This window comes from Paenibacillus sp. NMA1017 (genome assembly GCF_058895805.1).
The window spans coordinates 647,045-663,530 of sequence record NZ_JBZXYR010000002.1; the positions used below are offsets into that span (position 1 = coordinate 647,045).

General features: G+C 46.0%; 15 protein-coding genes. All 15 read right to left on the reverse strand.

The features are described from left to right. Positions 1-57: 57 nt before the first annotated feature. The 15 genes from AC5ELV_RS08165 to AC5ELV_RS08235 all read right to left on the reverse strand — a co-directional run bounded on the left by AC5ELV_RS08165 (position 58) and on the right by AC5ELV_RS08235 (position 16,480). Positions 58-1,173: a Nif3-like dinuclear metal center hexameric protein gene (locus AC5ELV_RS08165; protein WP_493429798.1), complete on the reverse strand. Its 1,116-nt coding sequence runs from the start codon at positions 1,171-1,173 to the stop codon at positions 58-60. Beyond that, on the reverse strand, positions 1,149-1,910 hold the full coding sequence (locus AC5ELV_RS08170; protein ID WP_493429799.1) for a tRNA (adenine(22)-N(1))-methyltransferase: 762 nt from the start codon (positions 1,908-1,910) through the stop codon (positions 1,149-1,151). Before AC5ELV_RS08170 ends, AC5ELV_RS08165 begins: the two co-directional genes overlap by 25 nt. Further along, on the reverse strand, positions 1,907-2,746 hold the full coding sequence (locus tag AC5ELV_RS08175; RefSeq protein ID WP_493429800.1) for a hypothetical protein: 840 nt from the start codon (positions 2,744-2,746) through the stop codon (positions 1,907-1,909). The genes AC5ELV_RS08170 and AC5ELV_RS08175 overlap by 4 nt, the downstream gene beginning before the upstream one ends. 87 nt (positions 2,747-2,833) lie before the next feature. Then, complete coding sequence (rpoD, locus tag AC5ELV_RS08180) at positions 2,834-3,967, reverse strand: RNA polymerase sigma factor RpoD (protein WP_007431230.1); 1,134 nt, start codon at positions 3,965-3,967, stop codon at positions 2,834-2,836. A 43-nt stretch (positions 3,968-4,010) separates the two neighbouring features. Then, entirely contained in the window at positions 4,011-5,885 is a 1,875-nt protein-coding gene (gene dnaG / locus AC5ELV_RS08185) for a DNA primase (RefSeq protein ID WP_025722118.1), read from the reverse strand. After that, the gene (locus AC5ELV_RS08190; RefSeq protein ID WP_493429801.1) at positions 5,878-6,354 is read right to left on the reverse strand and encodes a YaiI/YqxD family protein; all 477 of its coding nucleotides are present in this window, start codon (positions 6,352-6,354) and stop codon (positions 5,878-5,880) included. The genes dnaG and AC5ELV_RS08190 overlap by 8 nt, the downstream gene beginning before the upstream one ends. A 121-nt stretch (positions 6,355-6,475) precedes the next feature. After that, complete coding sequence (glyS, locus tag AC5ELV_RS08195) at positions 6,476-8,551, reverse strand: glycine--tRNA ligase subunit beta (RefSeq protein WP_493429802.1); 2,076 nt, start codon at positions 8,549-8,551, stop codon at positions 6,476-6,478. Continuing rightward, complete coding sequence (glyQ, locus tag AC5ELV_RS08200; protein ID WP_023989480.1) at positions 8,544-9,431, reverse strand: glycine--tRNA ligase subunit alpha; 888 nt, start codon at positions 9,429-9,431, stop codon at positions 8,544-8,546. The genes glyS and glyQ overlap by 8 nt, the downstream gene beginning before the upstream one ends. 403 nt (positions 9,432-9,834) lie before the next feature. Then, entirely contained in the window at positions 9,835-10,587 is a 753-nt protein-coding gene (recO, locus tag AC5ELV_RS08205) for a DNA repair protein RecO (RefSeq protein ID WP_493429803.1), read from the reverse strand. 42 nt (positions 10,588-10,629) lie between these two features. Then, entirely contained in the window at positions 10,630-10,767 is a 138-nt protein-coding gene (locus AC5ELV_RS08210) for a YqzL family protein (RefSeq protein WP_080658633.1), read from the reverse strand. 519 nt (positions 10,768-11,286) lie between these two features. Then, positions 11,287-12,189, reverse strand: coding sequence for a GTPase Era (gene era / locus AC5ELV_RS08215; protein ID WP_029517791.1), 903 nt, complete (start codon positions 12,187-12,189; stop codon positions 11,287-11,289). A 50-nt stretch (positions 12,190-12,239) separates the two neighbouring features. Then, positions 12,240-12,614: a diacylglycerol kinase family protein gene (locus AC5ELV_RS08220; RefSeq protein WP_493429804.1), complete on the reverse strand. Its 375-nt coding sequence runs from the start codon at positions 12,612-12,614 to the stop codon at positions 12,240-12,242. Beyond that, positions 12,614-13,111: an rRNA maturation RNase YbeY gene (gene ybeY, locus AC5ELV_RS08225; RefSeq protein WP_322153779.1), complete on the reverse strand. Its 498-nt coding sequence runs from the start codon at positions 13,109-13,111 to the stop codon at positions 12,614-12,616. Before ybeY ends, AC5ELV_RS08220 begins: the two co-directional genes overlap by 1 nt. Before the next feature lie 54 nt (positions 13,112-13,165). Continuing rightward, a complete protein-coding gene (locus AC5ELV_RS08230) occupies positions 13,166-15,412 on the reverse strand; it encodes an HD family phosphohydrolase (RefSeq protein WP_493429805.1) in 2,247 nt (748 codons plus the stop codon). 96 nt (positions 15,413-15,508) lie between these two features. After that, positions 15,509-16,480, reverse strand: a complete 972-nt coding sequence (locus AC5ELV_RS08235; protein WP_029517794.1) for a PhoH family protein — start codon at positions 16,478-16,480, stop codon at positions 15,509-15,511. Positions 16,481-16,486: the final 6 nt, after the last annotated feature.

Below are 16,486 nucleotides of genomic sequence, written 5' to 3' on the forward strand. Positions count from 1 at the left end.
CCTCTCCCTACGAAAAAAATAACAGAGCATCTTCATTTTCTCATAGATGTTGAGATTTTACAAAAATTGAAAAGGCTCAGTTTCCACCTGAGATACATGTACTTCCGTTGAGTATCGACCTTCTGCCAAGCGTTTACGCATCCACTCTGCAGTTTTAGGCTTCATAATCTTTTCAGCGTTATGTCCAGAGTCAATAATAGCAATCCCCGCCATAAGGGCATCCTGAGCCGTGTGATAGTCAATATCCCCCGTGACTAATACGTCAGCTCCCTTAAAAAGCGACTTGTTCACATAACGGCTGCCAGAGCCCCCAAGCACGGCTGCCTTTTTGATCGTACGATCTAAGTCGCCCACCACACGTACATGCTCGACGTTGAGACCGTTTTTCACAACATCGACAAACTCCCGTAACGTGCGGGCATCCTTGAGCTTACCTACCCGCCCCAAACCAAAGCTACGGCCTTGCAAATCCATATGGTACAGGTCATAAGCCACCTCTTCATAAGGATGAGCCTTCAACATCGCTTGAACAACTTTATTACGTACACCCTGCGGTACAATGGTCTCAATACGAACCTCTTCACTACGTTCCATTTTACCCGGCTCACCCAAAAACGGCTGTGTGCCTTCACCCGGCACAAAAGTTCCGTAGCCGTCAATGTTAAAGCTGCAATGGCTGTAGTTGCCGATATGTCCAGCTCTCGCCCCTAATACGGCATCAAGTACCCGTTGATGATGTGTTTTGGGTACGAAAACAACAAGCTTGAATAATTGCTCGGTGTGAACATCCTCCAGCGTACCTTCACTTTGAATCCCCAGTGCTTCCGCCATCCAGTCATTCATGCCGTCCTCAGCTGTATCCAGATTCGTATGACTGATGTAGACAGCAATATCATTCTTGATTAGCTTTTCATACAATCTGCCCGCTGGCTGATCCGTGTTTAGAGCTTTAAGCGGGCGGAATATAATCGCATGATGCGCAATAATGAGGTCAGCTTTTATGCGGATTGCCTCTTCGACAACCTCATCATTAACATCCAGAGCTACTAATATATTTTTGATTTCCTTTTGCAGACTACCCAGCTGAAGCCCGATTCTATCGTCCGGAACTGCCAAGTATTTCGGAGCCAGCTGCTCCATGTAGCTAATTACTGTCTGTCCTTTGGCAAACATGCAAGTACCTCCTCTAGCTGTTCAATTTGCTTGCGCAATTGCTCCCGCTTATGCTGTGCGGATTCCTGATCTGATCGTGCCACTTGTGCCAGCACATCCTCGAGCTTGCGAATCTCCAATTTCCATTTATAAAAAAAGATTTCATTCGGTGCTTTAACCAATAGTGGTCCGAGTTGCATTAACAAATCCTGTGTCAGCACCAGTGAACTATCGGGAAGTTCCCATGATTGATACAGCTCATCCTGTTTCAGTGGGCTTTCCGATTCAGGTACAGCCATCAGAATTTCATATATTTTCCCGTCTTCTTCCATAATATGTTCACTTGTTAGTACCCATTGATGTTCGAGGAGCCAACGACGTAAAATATCCTCACCTACGTTAGGCTGTAGAACAAGCTGTTTCACTGAAACAAGCTTGTCTTTCCCTTGCTCTAAAATGGAAGCGATCAAGGCACCACCCATGCCGGCTATCGTAATAACATCAACCTCATTGGCCTTAATTACAGCCAAGCCATCTCCCTTTCTAACCGCAATGCGGTCAGTAAGACCTGCTTCGGCCACCTGCTTTTGAGCCGCACGCAGCGGCCCATCATTAACCTCACCCGCCACAGCTTGCGGTACTCTGCCACTACGCACTGCAGCCACAGGGAGTAGTCCATGATCGGAGCCAATATCTGCAAGTCTGCTCCCAGCAGGAATTTGTTCCATAATATATTGTAATCGTTGAGAAAGTTTCATGACGTCACCCACGTAATCCATTTTTTTCGAGTCCAAAATAAAATCCCTACAACAAATGCCAACTTCAGTATGCTGTAAAACACCACATCTCCTGCAACTTGATGGCGCAGGATTATTGTGTCTGCTTCAGCCATGAATGCTAGTGTTATGCCTATAGCGAAATAAACCAAAGCGAGACGCGGAAAGCGGCGATGTACCCACCAGCTTAACCAGATCAACAGTACTGCATGCAAAATCCAAAATGCCTCAAGCATCACTAAAGTTGCTGTAGGCCAGTAGCGGCCTATAAGGACCGCGTACACCAAAAGCAGCCCAGCAAGACCACAGTAATGAAGTAAGCTGATCCGCAAAGTTAATCCCACAAGACACCATACCACACCGCATAGGCCTACGAGCAAAAGAAACCAAACCTTAGCTTCACCTTGATGGAGCTGAATGATCCACACACCCGAACCCAGCATAATCGCACTGCCTAAAGTGCTCAACATCGCACTCATACTCTTTTCGGAGGACCGCCAAAATGCGGCCACTCCATAGCAAATCGTAGTAACTGCACTTGCCGAGAATATTTGCATTGCCAACGGAAAAGCGGTAAAATAAAAACCGATCAAACAAATGCAGGAAATAATGACAAAACCAAGAAGCCAAGCGATCCCATGCCCGTGTCTAAGATATGTAAGCAGCCCGGTGTTGTTACGGTTCTGGCTCTGCGACGGATCTTCGTCCTCCCGATACAGGTTAGACAAAAAATCGCAATATTGCTCAGGGAGCAGCCGACTTCGCCGCCAATGCTCAATTTCTTGTAACAGTATTGCCCGTTTTTTCTCCTGGTCCAAGCTTCTTCCCCTCCACCAAGGCTGCCATGAGATAAAAAAAGACCCCCTGCGCGCTTCAAGCCGCAGAAGGTCCGCAATGTTACGCTTCTATTCGAGGAAATCCTTCAGTCGCTTACTGCGGCTTGGATGGCGCAACTTACGCAGCGCTTTGGCCTCAATCTGACGAATACGTTCACGTGTAACACCGAACACTTTACCCACTTCTTCAAGGGTTCTGGTTCTTCCGTCGTCCAAACCAAAGCGGAGACGCAAAACATTCTCTTCCCGTTCGGTTAACGTATCCAGTACATCCTCGAGCTGTTCCTTCAGAAGTTCATAGGCAGCCGCATCTGCAGGCGCCAATGCTTCTTGATCCTCAATGAAATCCCCCAGATGTGAGTCATCCTCTTCACCAATTGGTGTTTCCAATGAAACCGGTTCTTGGGCAATTTTCATAATTTCCCGTACTTTTTCCACGCTTAGCTCCATCTCGGCAGCCACTTCCTCCGGCGTAGGTTCGCGCCCCAGCTCTTGCAACAGTTGACGCGACACGCGAATCAACTTATTGATCGTTTCCACCATATGCACCGGAATACGGATCGTTCTCGCCTGATCGGCTATTGCGCGCGTAATGGCCTGACGAATCCACCAGGTTGCATACGTACTGAATTTAAAGCCTTTTTCGTAATCAAATTTTTCTACTGCCTTAATCAAACCCATATTACCTTCCTGAATCAGATCCAGGAAAAGCATTCCACGACCAACATAACGTTTGGCAATACTTACAACCAGACGTAGGTTCGCTTCTGCCAACCGCCGCTTAGCTTCTTCATCGCCGTTATTGATCCGTTTAGCAAGCTCCACCTCATCATCAGCAGAAAGCAACGGTACACGACCGATTTCCTTCAAGTACATCCGGACCGGGTCATTAATTTTAATACCGGGAGGCAGGCTCAGATCGTCATCGAAATTAAAATCATCCCCATCATTGTTTTCCGGATCGTCATTTTGACGCAATCTGGTAACTTCTTCGTCGTTGTCATTCACAACCTCAATCCCCAAGTCACCCAGCTGCTCATAAAACTCATCCATTTGCTCGGGGTCCTGATCAAACGGCGATAGTTTTTCCATGATATCTTTGTAGTTCAGAGAAGAACTTTTTTTACCCAACTCAATCAGTTGATCTTTAACCTGATCCAGTGTTAGTTCCGTCTCCAGTTCAGTATGCTGATCATTCGCCATCTTTCGACTCCCTCCTCCCTAGAAACATCCGACCTCTGTGTGTTCATTGTCTCTCTAGGGCTATAATCTCACTTGCAATTTGTGCTGCGCGCAAAAAGTCACCTAAGCGCTCAGCGGCTCTCATTTCTTCCCTCTTCAAATCCAGTTGCTCCTGCAATGGAAATTTTCGCACTTGATGAATATAATCATCCAAAATGTGCGGTGCCCATACGCCTGGAGCATCCATCATCATGATCGAACTTACGTTCTTCTCCAGTCGGTCGTCTTGCAAAGATGAAATAAAACGGCTTGTATCCGGTAACTTCCCTTGCGCGTAATAGGCATATAGATAAGCAGCAATTGCTGCATGATCCTCAATATTAAAGGCGTCGCCCAGATGCTTTTCTACATACTCTGCAGCTTCTAAATCCTGCATCATCCAGTGAAGCAGCCTGCGTTCAGCCACATGGTAAGCCGGCAACAGATTAGGTGTGGAGACCTGCCCTTTTTTATGCCTACCATTATTCCACCCATTTTCGTTATTATCCCCAAAGTTCTGTTTTTTTTGCAGGGATTGACGGAGTAAATTGCATTCTTGCTTCAAGGTTTCAAAATCCACCTTGACTTCGGCTGATACTTCGCGTAGATACACTTCCCGCTCGGTCGGGGATGACAGAGGTGCAATGACATTTAATGCTTCGCGGGAATACGCGATTCTTCCTTCTTCCTCTTGCAGTATATGGTTTTTTTTCAGATATATAAGCTTAAATTTCACCGTTGAAACAGCACTTTCGATAATTTGACGCTGGAATCGTTCGCCGCCGTATTGCCGGATAAAATCATCCGGGTCCATACCGTCACTGACCAGCGCTACTTTCACGTGAAGTCCCGCATTTTCCAACAGCGGAAAATTTTTAAGCGCAGCAGCTTGTCCTGCCCGGTCACCATCATAACAAATAATGACCTCGTCGCACAGTCCTTTTAACATCGTAGCATGGTGCTCCGTTAGAGCAGTGCCCATGGCGGCCACCCCATTTTGTACGCCAGCTTCCCATGCCGAGATGACATCACCGTAGCCTTCAAAAAGAACACTTTGGCGAAGCTTGCGAATTGAGGTTTTAGCATGATGGAGATTGTACAGCGTTCGGCTCTTGTTGAATAGCTTGGTCTCCGGTGAATTCAAATACTTCGGCTGCCCCTCACCAAGTATACGGCCTGCAAAGGCAATAACTTTTCCGTTGCGATTCCAAATGGGAAACATGATACGATCTCTGAATCGATCCACATATCCATCACCCTCATGCCGGGGAGAAATGAGCCCTCCCTTTTCCATCTCCACAGGATCAAAAGAACGCTTCTCCAGAAACTGAACGATCGTATCCCATCGGTTGGGTGCATAGCCAATTTGAAATTGATCAATGATCTTGTCACTGAATCCTCTTGAGCGCAAGTATTCCATAGCTGGTTTGCCGTGCTCCGTATTTTTAAGCAAAAAATGGTACATCTTAGAAGTTAACTCATACGCTTGCAACAACCTGTCCAACTCAGGATGCTGATGCGATGAATCACGTCCCTGCCATTCGCCGAGCGGGATATGACTTTCTTCTGCCATTGTCCTGACAGCTTCGGGAAAGGATAGTCCTTCGATTTCCATCATAAACTTGATGGCATTGCCTCCCGCGCCGCAGCCGTAGCAGTAAAAAATCTGACGATCCGGTGTCACGGTGAATGAAGGGGTTTTTTCGGAATGAAAAGGACAGAGGCCTTTCATATATTTCCCCTGCTTGGTCAAATGCACGTACTTGCTTACCGTATCTACAATATCATGATGTTGTAAAACTGACTCAATGATATCGTCCGGTATGTTACCTTGTCCGGCACTCATATTAACCACCTTCATCTCTTTAGCACGTAAATATAATTCGATACCGTTACTCATTCTCCTGCAAGCGAAGTAAAAGTTTTGTCAGTTTATGTTGAAAAACTTCACGATCCTCTAATGTAAACGGTTTAGGACCTTTTCCATAACGTCCTTTTTTCCGTTCTTTGGCAGAAGTATGACGTCGATCAAGCATGAAATCTATCGAATCGTTTCGATACATAGCTCCGCGAAAAGACATCACTTCACAACCTTTTGCCAAGGCAAGTGCAGCAAGACCATAATCATTGGTGGTTACAATATCTCCGCGGCGGATATGATTGGCAATATAGAGATCGGCACTTTGGTCGCTTCGGTCTACTTTAACGACGCTTACACCTTTGCTGCCCTGAATGAGATGATCATATGAAGATACCATAATAACCTCAATATGAAAACGGGAAGCTATCTCCGCAATTTCACTTTTAACAGGACAAGCGTCCCCGTCAACAACGATCCTCACATCCAGTAAAGTTACGGTTCCCCCCATGAGCATCCCCCATCTCCATCCGCATTCGCGTAAAATACGGAACGACTGCAAGATTACTCTTACACCGTTCCGTATATTTATACCCATTTTTTCAAGTTGTTCATACTACCACAACCGACGTTTAAACTACAAGCTTGGAAAAATCGGCAAAACGCTTCAGTTCTGAGTCAATAACGGCCAGCAATGCCAAACGATTATTACGAACAGCATCATCCTCAGCCATAACCATAACGGAATCAAAGAACGCCGTCACCGCAGGGGTAATGGATGAAGCAAGCGCTAACGCCCGTGTCGCATCACCTTCCTGTAAAGCTACGCTATAAGATTCATAAGCGCTACACCATGCTTCGTAAAGCGTTTTTTCGCCTTGTTCCGTAAACTCACCCGTATTAACTGACTTATGAACTGCTTTAGCCGCCAGATTACCTACACGATTAAAGGATTCAACTGTTGCTTTGAATACCTCACCTGTTTGTACGGCAGTCATTAACGCAGCTCCGCGGTTAACAACGGAAGCAACATCGTCATATCCGGCTGCAAGTACAGCATCTACAACGTCATATCGAAGGGTCTCAGACAATAGTTTCTTCACTCGTAATCCGAAAAACTCATGTAATTCTTTACGTATTTCATCCGCGGAACGTTTCATATTTCCAAGGTTGCCGTGCACATCGAGCGCGATATTGAACACATCAGACAACGTAGCCGAAAGCTTACGATCCAACAAGATCTGCACAATACCTGCTGCCTGGCGACGAAGCGCGTAAGGGTCCTGTGAACCTGTTGGAATAATACCGATGGAAAAGCAGCCTGTAATGGTATCTATCTTGTCTGCGATACTTACAATCGCTCCAGCATTCGTGGAAGGGACCGTTTCTCCTGCAAAACGCGGCTGGTAATGTTCAAACACCGCTCTTGCCACTTCTTCCTTCTCTCCAGCCTTACGAGCATAATCCTCACCCATTACACCTTGCAGTTCTGGGAACTCATATACCATTTGTGTTACCAGGTCAAATTTACAAATATCCGCTGCTCGACTAACCGATTCCTGTGTATCTGGGGAAACGCGAAGCTTCTCTGCCAGAGCATCAGCAATACGGCGAATCCGGCGTACTTTGTCTCCAACCGTTCCCAGCTCTTCGTGGAAAACGATACTTTCCAGTTTGGAGAGTGCATCCTTAATTTCCAGCTTCTGATCTTCTTCATAAAAGAATTTGGCATCAGACAGCCGCGCACGCAATACTTTTTCATTCCCTTTAGCAATGACTTCCAACGATTGACTTCCTCCGTTACGTACCGTAACAAAGTATGGCAGTAGCTCTCCTGTGCGATCCAGCACTGGGAAATAGCGTTGATGCTCACGCATGGAAGTAATGAGTACATCCTTCGGAATGTTCAGGAACGCAGGATCAAAACCTCCAAACAGTACTGTTGGAGTTTCCACCAAATACAGCACTTCTTCCAGCAAATCATCCTTGACCGCAATCGTCCAATCTTTTTCAGAAGCCAGCGCTTCAATCTGCTTCACAATAAGCGATTGACGTTCCTCAATGTCCACAATGACATGCTGCTTGCGAAGCACTTCTACATAGTCAGCTGGACTTTCTACTACGGCATCCTGTCCCAGGAAACGATGCCCTCTTGTCACATTTCCTGACTGCACGCCGGCAATCTCCAAATTAACAATATCGTTACCAAACAAGGCGATCAACCAGCGGATCGGACGAACAAATTTAAAGTCATAACTCGCCCAGCGCATAAATTTAGGAAATGTCATGGCATGTAAAATGTGCAATAAACCTTCGGACAGTACATCCGCCGTTGGTACACCTATGCTGCTCTTAGTGGCATAAATATATTCCACGCCTCCAAGCTCCTTGAACGTGAACTGTTCAGGATCAACACCTTGGCTGCGAGCAAAGCCCAGTGCAGCCTTGCTCCAGTTACCAGCTTCGTCGAGTGCAATTTTGCGGGAAGGACCTTTAACTTCTTCGTTAATATCTTCTTGCTTCTCCGCTACTTCCTTTACAAGTACTGCCAAACGGCGAGGTGTAGCATAAGCCTCTACAGCACCATAAGCAATACGAGAGCTGTCCAGCCATGCCGTCATACGCTGCTTCAACTGCTGAATCGCATTCGGGATAAAACGTGCAGGGACTTCTTCCAACCCGATCTCAAACAATAAATCCTTAGACATTTGCCGCACCTCCTTTCTTCAACAGCGGGAAGCCCAGCTTCTCGCGCTCCTCCAGATAGGTCGCAGCCACCTGACGCGCCAAATTACGCACTCGTATAATAAACCCAGTCCGTTCCGTCACACTGATCGCTCCGCGAGCGTCCAGCAAGTTGAACGCATGAGAACATTTCAGCACATAATCATAGGCTGGAAATACAAGATGCTGCGCCATCGCTTTATTTGCTTCTTCTTCGTACATATTAAAAAGAGTAAAGAGCATTTTGACGTCAGATACTTCGAACGTATACTTAGAATGCTCAAATTCAGGCTGGTGGAAGACATCACCGTACGTGATTCCATTGACCCACTCCAAATCGAACACATTCTCCTTGTCCTGGATGTAGGAAGCAAGACGCTCCATACCGTACGTGATTTCTACGGCAACCGGACTGGCATCAATACCGCCCACTTGCTGAAAATAGGTAAATTGGGTAATTTCCATACCGTCCAGCCATACTTCCCAACCTAAACCCCACGCTCCCAGCGTTGGTGCTTCCCAGTTGTCTTCAACGAAACGAATATCATGCTCCAGAGGGTTAATGCCCAAACGGCTCAAACTCTCCAAATACAATTCCTGAATGTTATCCGGTGAAGGCTTCAAAACTACTTGAAACTGATGATGCTGATACAGACGATTGGGGTTCTCACCATAACGTCCGTCTGACGGACGACGAGAAGGTTCAACATAAGCTACATTCCACGGCTCAGGTCCGATCGAACGTAAATACGTCATCGGGTTCATCGTGCCTGCCCCTTTTTCCGTGTCATACGGCTGTACGATAATACAGTTGTGTTCAGCCCAAAATTGTTGCAGCGTTAAAATCATCTGCTGAAAATTCATTGGTACACGCTCCCTTTCCAATTCCCTCAAATGTTGGTGATTTCTTCTCATTTAAGCTCGTATGTACAGGGCAATTTTATCCCAAAAGCCTTGCTAGAGACAGCAAAAAGCCCCCGCCTCTACGCCTGTACAGACGTAGGGACGAGAGCTGACTCCCGCGGTTCCACCCTACTTGATTGCGATCCTACATCACCAATCAGACCGTAATCCTCTTTTCCGTGTCCATTCAGACGCTCCCGAGTGCCTGTTCACGAAGAATTCCCGCTGGGCTTACACCGTCCCCAACTCGCTAATTACAGAGAATACATCCCGCTACTTTCTCGTTCAATGCATCTGCTCCCTAAGGAGATATATAGTAGGATTTTACACGTTTTCTGCAATACAGTCAAGAGAATAGGGCGTTTCACATATCGTACTTGTCGAGCTGATCCAAGAAATTGCGGGATTTCAGCTTGACCTCTAACTGCATATCCATGAACTGACGCATCACGTGTTTGATCTCCAGCTTAGTGGCGTCCTTCACGTCAATGTTGCCGAGCCGATTCAAATCCATTCTGGCGAACAAGCGCAGCAACTTCAGTGTACGTGGAGTCACACTCAATGCAGCTGGATCAAAATGCTTGTAGCTCCGACACAAAACCCCACCCAGCCTCGGACTGACAAACATATCCTCATCAGCACATTGTTGACCACTTGAAATACATGCATCAAGCTGAGGAGCATATCCGGCCGCCTGCAATATTTTAAATTCATAAATACTCATGACGATCAGCGGATCTTTGCCACTCTCCAGCGCCTCCAAACATGCCTTAAGCTGCTTAAACCAGAACGCGCCTGTTTCCTCATCCTGTAACACCCGATCGAGTAATTCACAAGCATAAGAAGCATAAGCAGCCTTAGTAATATCCTCTCGTAATGTATGGTGGGATTGGATGATTTCACCGGCATTCAACGTACCTAAGCCTGTGTTTCGAAAAAAAACGAATTCACCGTACGTAAACGGCTGCGTTAAAGCAGCGTGACGGCTTTTGGACTTTTTTGCACCTCTGACCAGCACGCCTGCTTTGCCTCCGCTTTCGGTGCAAAGCGTAATAATTTTGTTCCCCTCACCGTAATCCATGCTGCGGATGACGATTCCTTCCACCCTGTAAAGCATGCCTCTTCCCCCAAACATTCGCGAAGAAGCCAGTGGTTTGTACTATTCACGGGCTTCTTCATGCTCGTCCGACTCTCCTTCATCCGTATCTTGCTCCCTTGTCATGGCGCTCTCCCGGTATAACAGATACGCACCGACATCTCCAGTCATCGCAAAATACTTCCACGAAAAATCTCGCAATCGTATTCATCCTTTCTTCGGAAATGACGTTTGCATCTCAAAAATAGGATGATGCGAAGAGGGAAGAAGTATGCGATGAAATAAATGGATTGCGGTTGAAAAAGGGTACTGTATGCGGGCTGGACACCGCTTCGCGAATGATTTGATCTTACAATCGCTGTTACCCCCGAATTTATTTAAATGTACAAACATACAAAGGGTTAAATTCGGGGGTAAAGGCGAACGCTATCGCTTCTTCAGATTCAAATCCTTCGCTCCGCTGCAACGTGCATACAGATAACCTTTTTTTTAACGCTCATTATTTCATCGCTGGAAGAAAGGGGTAAAAAGGGCAAGAAGTTAAGCGCCACATATGCGCGGCGCTTGGAATGACCACAAGACATCATTATACTTTAAGTCTTGTGTTTGAGGTCGGTACGGCTTTTTAATGGTGCTTAAAAGACTGTACATATATGGTTCTAACTAATGTTAGCCTCAATAAATCCTTGAACTAAAGAGACGTAGAATCGAGTTATGTTTTTAAGCGTCGCGATGGAAGCCAAGGTCACGGAGGACACGTTCCTGGTTGCGCCAGTCTTTTTTGACCTTAACCCACAGTTCCAAGAAAATTTTGGAGCCTAGCAGGTTTTGGATATCCTGGCGGGCCTGTTTGCCCACTTCTTTGAGCATGGCTCCCTGTTTGCCGATAATAATCCCCTTCTGGGAGTCACGCTCTACAAAAATAACAGCCATAATATGCACTACACCGTTATCCTGCACTTTCATGTCTTCAATCATAACCGCAATAGAATGGGGTACTTCCTCACGTGTCATATGCAGAATTTTTTCCCGCACCAGCTCGGCAATGACAAACTGTTCTGGATGATCTGTAATTTGATCATCAGGATAATATTGCGGACCCTCTGGCAAGTATTTTTGCACCTGCTCCAGCAGGGTGTTTACATTGTTGCCCATTTTGGCCGAGATCGGTACGATTTCAGCAAAGTCGTACAACTTGCGATACTGCTCAATCAAGGGCAACAACGCTTCCGGCTCAATGCGATCAATTTTATTTAGCACCAAGATAACTGGCGTTTTTACTTGTTTAAGCTGTTCGGCGATAAAACGGTCGCCACCGCCTAGACCTTCAGCAGCGTCAATAAGAAAAAGTACCGCTTCTACTTCACCCAACGTATTAAAAGCGGTCTGATTCATGTAATCGCCTAATTTTGACTGGCGCTTATGAATCCCCGGTGTATCCAAAAATACAATTTGTGTGTCCTCTGTAGTAAATACGCCGTGAATTTTGTTGCGTGTAGTTTGTGGCTTGTCTGACATAATGGCGATCTTCTGTCCAATGACGTGGTTCATCAGTGTTGATTTTCCGACATTGGGTCTGCCAACAATTGCAACAAAACCTGATTTAAAGTGTTTCTTAGCCATTTCATTTCCTCCAGCGCGATTAAGCGCCTATTTTATTTTTGGTTTTTCCATTAAAACAGCGAACTAATTAACATCAACATAGGCCTATAAAACACAAATATACCAATAATTACAGCAAAAACCGCTGCCAGGAGCACGGCTCCGGCGGCGGTGTCTTTAGCCGCTTTGGCCAGCGGATGAATATCAGGTGAGATGAGATCCACCGCTGCTTCAACAGCGGTGTTGAACAGTTCGGCTACAATGACTATAGCGATAGCCACGCAGACGAATAACCAGTCGAGCCGGGAGATGTGCAGAGTTAAGCCTGCTACAATGACAAGGAGCGCCACGACCACATGTATCCGCATATTTACTTGCGTACGCAGAGCGTACATCACGCCTTCTGCCGCATAGCGAAAGGTCATCCTCCAAGGCTGACGTCTCATTACCTTGTCAACCCCGCTTGAGCCAGCACAGCTTCCTGTTTGCCCATCATTTCAGCTTCACTCACATCATCCTGATGATCATAGCCTAACAGATGCAGAAAGCCGTGAACAAATAAAAAACCGATTTCACGTTCAATCGAATGTCCGTATTCTTCGCTTTGAGCTTGCGCTGTCTGTACGGAAATTATAATATCCCCCAGAACATCCGGTACATCATTCAATGGATTTTCTTCAGTCGGTTCGTAAATAATTTCAAGCTCTTCATCCAGTGTTTCCTTCATAGCAAAAGACAACACATCGGTGGGACGATCAATTCCCCGATAGTCCCTGTTCAGCTCATGAATTTGCTCATCATTAACGAAGGTAAGGGCTACCTCACCGTCTGTGACTCCTTCCACTTTGCCTGCCTCCTCTAATAAGGTGTTCAGCAGCGTAATCAAGGATTCGTTAATTACCATATCGTTTTGTTCATTATTCCAAGCTAATTGAAGGCCCATGCCAACCGCTCCTTTTATTCTAGTGCTCTAACCGTGCTTCATGCACAAGTTATATTAAGCTTTACCGTTTTCAGACTTGGGCCTTTCCTCCGGATACTCAATACGGGAATGAAAAATCCCCATTACGGTTTCCTTGAGGGTTTGAGCCACGATATCAAGCTCCCGCATGGTCAGCTCACAGTCGTTAAACTGGTGATCATCAAGACGACTCTTAATAATTTTCTCAATCATGGATTCTACCTGTTCCACCGTCGGCTTCCGTAAGGAACGAACTGCTGCCTCCACGCTATCAGCAATTCCCACCACAGCAGACTCTTTAGACTGAGCCTTCGGTCCCGGATAACGGAAATCATCCTCTGTGAAGTCAGGTTCTACCCCCCGCTCTTCAGCTTCGCGCAACGCCTTGTGATAAAAATAGTGTAAGAATGTCGTTCCGTGGTGCTGCTCGGCAATATCGCGAATGGGCTTGGGTAGCTTGTAATCCAATTGCATTTCCACGCCGTCACGAGCATGGGCGATAATGATGGATTTGCTCAGCTTGGGCTCTATTGAATCATGTGGATTTTCCAACCCATTTTGATTTTCAATGAAGTACGAAGGCCTCTTGGTTTTACCAATATCATGATAATACGAACCAACCCGGCACAACAAGCCGTTTGCTCCTATAGCCTCCGCTGCGGCCTCTGACAGATTACCTACCATTACACTATGATGATACGTTCCCGGTGTCTCCGTAAGCAGCTTGCGGAGCAATGGATGGTTGGGATTCGACAACTCAACAAGCTTCAATGCCGACAAGATACCAAAAGTAGACTCAAAAAATGGCATTAGCCCAATAACAAGTATTGCTGTTATCAGACCGCCTGCAAAAGCAAAAGCTACCCCATAGAGCGTCGTCGTTTGAGTCCAATTCCCTTGGTCAATCAGTGCCAGCGAAAAAACAGACAGGGCACCGAACAGGCATACCATAATCGCCCCTTTGAACAGTGTTGAACGCTGGCTGGCTCGATGGGTAGAGAAAATCGCTGCCAGACAGACCACAATAGCAAAAAATCCAAAATTAAAGTCAAAAATTTGTCCCTGACGGACATTCAAAATAACACTTGCCAATATACTGAATATAACGGCACATACAAAAGCCAACGACATATCAAGCAACAGCGTTACGAGCATAGCTCCAAGCGCGATAGGCGCCAGATAGCCAAGATAGGAACGTTCACTGTTCTGCAGTATGGAGATTAACATCATTGCTCCTACTGTAATCACAAAGATTAATACTAGCATGAGCAACTGCGCATTATTGTACTTGAAGTTTCGTGTTCGTGATTGAAATTGACGAATATACATAAACAGGCCCAATGCCAGCATCATAGACAACATCAGCAGACCAAATTGTGGCCAATAATTGATTTTATCCTTGAGCAATTCATTTTCATCAAGCAGTGTATAGATTTCCTGGGTAATAATCTCACCCTTCTTGACGAGCACTTCACCCTGTTTAATGTAAACTGTCGGTGTATCTTCACGAGCCTGTACCTTGGCGTCCTTCGTAGCTGTATCATCATAAAACTTGTTGGCGGTAATCACAAGCCTTGCAAGTTCCTGAACAACCTCCCGTGAAGTACGCTTGGTAAGCGAGCTTGTACTAACCCGCTCAGCTACCTTCGCTCGGGCTGTCTGGGCATCCGTAATTTGATCATTCATCAATCCTGTCACAATCTCACGGGCAACAGGCCGCATTTCGGCAATATCCTCAGATGTAAGGCGCGGAATTTTAATGAATGTCTCCTCTGGAATTCGGTACGTTTGCTCTTTCGTTTTTTCCAGCACTTCATCCAGCAACTTATCTGGGTAGGCATCCGCATTACGGCTGTTATTCACAAAATTTTGCACAAATTCCCGTGCACGCTGCGGAATCTCATCCTTATAAATCGAAATTTTATCTGCTCTGGAGACCTGATCATCCTGATTGAGCCGTTCAATTCGATCCAAAATACCAGTAATCAGGTTATCGTTGCGAACTGGCACAATGGTATACATAGGCTGTACACGTTCAGCTGATTCCTCTTGAGCCTTCAAAGTCGCCTTACTGTTAGGAAGCTGCATCGGGGCGACAATTTCCTTTTCACTCGGTTGATTTACCCGAATGTCATAACGCTCGGGAAGTAGCTTGGAAGCAAAGGCTACATAAAAAAGAACCACCAAAAATAAAAACAGAAGATAGCGTGTCGCCACGCTATACTTCCATCCATTCATTCTATGCTGGAACGTTTTCCCTTTAGATAATTCCTTCGAGGTCATCTAAAACAATCCCTCTCCATCATCTTTTTCAAGGCAGCTACACTGCTTATTTTATTACTTTTTCTGATCGTACACACCATACTCGTACTTGAATGGCTATCCTTGATTCTCGGCAACACGGTCATAAGCAACAATGATTTTTTGAACCAGGGAATGACGGACAACATCCTCTTCTGCAAACTGGACAAAGCCTATTTCCTCAATCCCTTGTAAAATCGCATTCGCTTCAATCAGACCGGATTTTTTGCCACGAGGCAAATCAATTTGCGTGACATCGCCGGTAATAACCATTTTGGAGCCGAAGCCAAGTCGAGTCAAAAACATTTTCATTTGCTCGGGTGTGGTGTTTTGCGCTTCGTCCAAAATAATAAATGAATCATCCAGCGTACGTCCCCGCATATAAGCCAAAGGTGCAATTTCTATTAACCCACGCTCCAGTGCCTTTGCAGTCTGCTCTGGGCCCATCACATCGTATAGGGCATCATACAATGGGCGTAAATACGGGTCAACCTTTTCCTGTAAATCCCCTGGTAAAAATCCTAAATTTTCACCTGCTTCCACCGCAGGACGAGTCAGTACAATGCGCTTGACTGAACCTTCCTTCAGGGCAGCTACGGCCAGTACTACAGCCAGATAGGTTTTACCAGTACCCGCCGGGCCAATTCCAAATACAATATCGCGTTTCTTGATCGTAGTTACATAGTGCTTTTGTCCAATCGTTTTGACGCGTATCGGTTTACCCCGGAACGTCGTCGTAATCTCACCCTTGAACAAATCGAGCAGCTGATCAGCGCGCAAATCTTTTGCCAATTCAATCGCATAATGGACGTCCCTTTCGGTCAGTATATACCCATTGCGAATTAACTGGAGTAATACGTCGAACAATTGTTCGAGCACTTCCACCTCGTGAGCATTACCAAAAACATTAACTTCTGCCTCACGAGATGCTATTTTTGCTGGAATAGCCGCTTCGATTAATTTTAAAAAGGAATCCTGCGGGCCAAATAATGCCTGTCCTTCTCCCGCATTGTTCAATGCAATTTGTATGCTGCGTTGTTGTTCTGCCAAATAGCC

Excerpts from the sequence above, each read along its gene's own strand:
- AC5ELV_RS08165 (WP_493429798.1), bottom strand. The coding sequence starts at position 1,173 with ATGTTTGCCAAAGGACAGACAGTAATTAGCTACATGGAGCAGCTGGCT.
- AC5ELV_RS08170 (WP_493429799.1), bottom strand. The coding sequence starts at position 1,910 with ATGAAACTTTCTCAACGATTACAATATATTATGGAACAAATTCCTGCT.
- rpoD (WP_007431230.1), bottom strand. The coding sequence starts at position 3,967 with ATGGCGAATGATCAGCATACTGAACTGGAGACGGAACTAACACTGGAT.
- dnaG (WP_025722118.1), bottom strand. The coding sequence starts at position 5,885 with ATGAGTAACGGTATCGAATTATATTTACGTGCTAAAGAGATGAAGGTG.
- AC5ELV_RS08190 (WP_493429801.1), bottom strand. The coding sequence starts at position 6,354 with ATGGGGGGAACCGTAACTTTACTGGATGTGAGGATCGTTGTTGACGGG.
- glyS (WP_493429802.1), bottom strand. The coding sequence starts at position 8,551 with ATGTCTAAGGATTTATTGTTTGAGATCGGGTTGGAAGAAGTCCCTGCA.
- glyQ (WP_023989480.1), bottom strand. The coding sequence starts at position 9,431 with ATGAATTTTCAGCAGATGATTTTAACGCTGCAACAATTTTGGGCTGAA.
- recO (WP_493429803.1), bottom strand. The coding sequence starts at position 10,587 with ATGCTTTACAGGGTGGAAGGAATCGTCATCCGCAGCATGGATTACGGT.
- era (WP_029517791.1), bottom strand. The coding sequence starts at position 12,189 with ATGGCTAAGAAACACTTTAAATCAGGTTTTGTTGCAATTGTTGGCAGA.
- AC5ELV_RS08220 (WP_493429804.1), bottom strand. The coding sequence starts at position 12,614 with ATGAGACGTCAGCCTTGGAGGATGACCTTTCGCTATGCGGCAGAAGGC.
- ybeY (WP_322153779.1), bottom strand. The coding sequence starts at position 13,111 with ATGGGCCTTCAATTAGCTTGGAATAATGAACAAAACGATATGGTAATT.
- AC5ELV_RS08230 (WP_493429805.1), bottom strand. The coding sequence starts at position 15,412 with ATGACCTCGAAGGAATTATCTAAAGGGAAAACGTTCCAGCATAGAATG.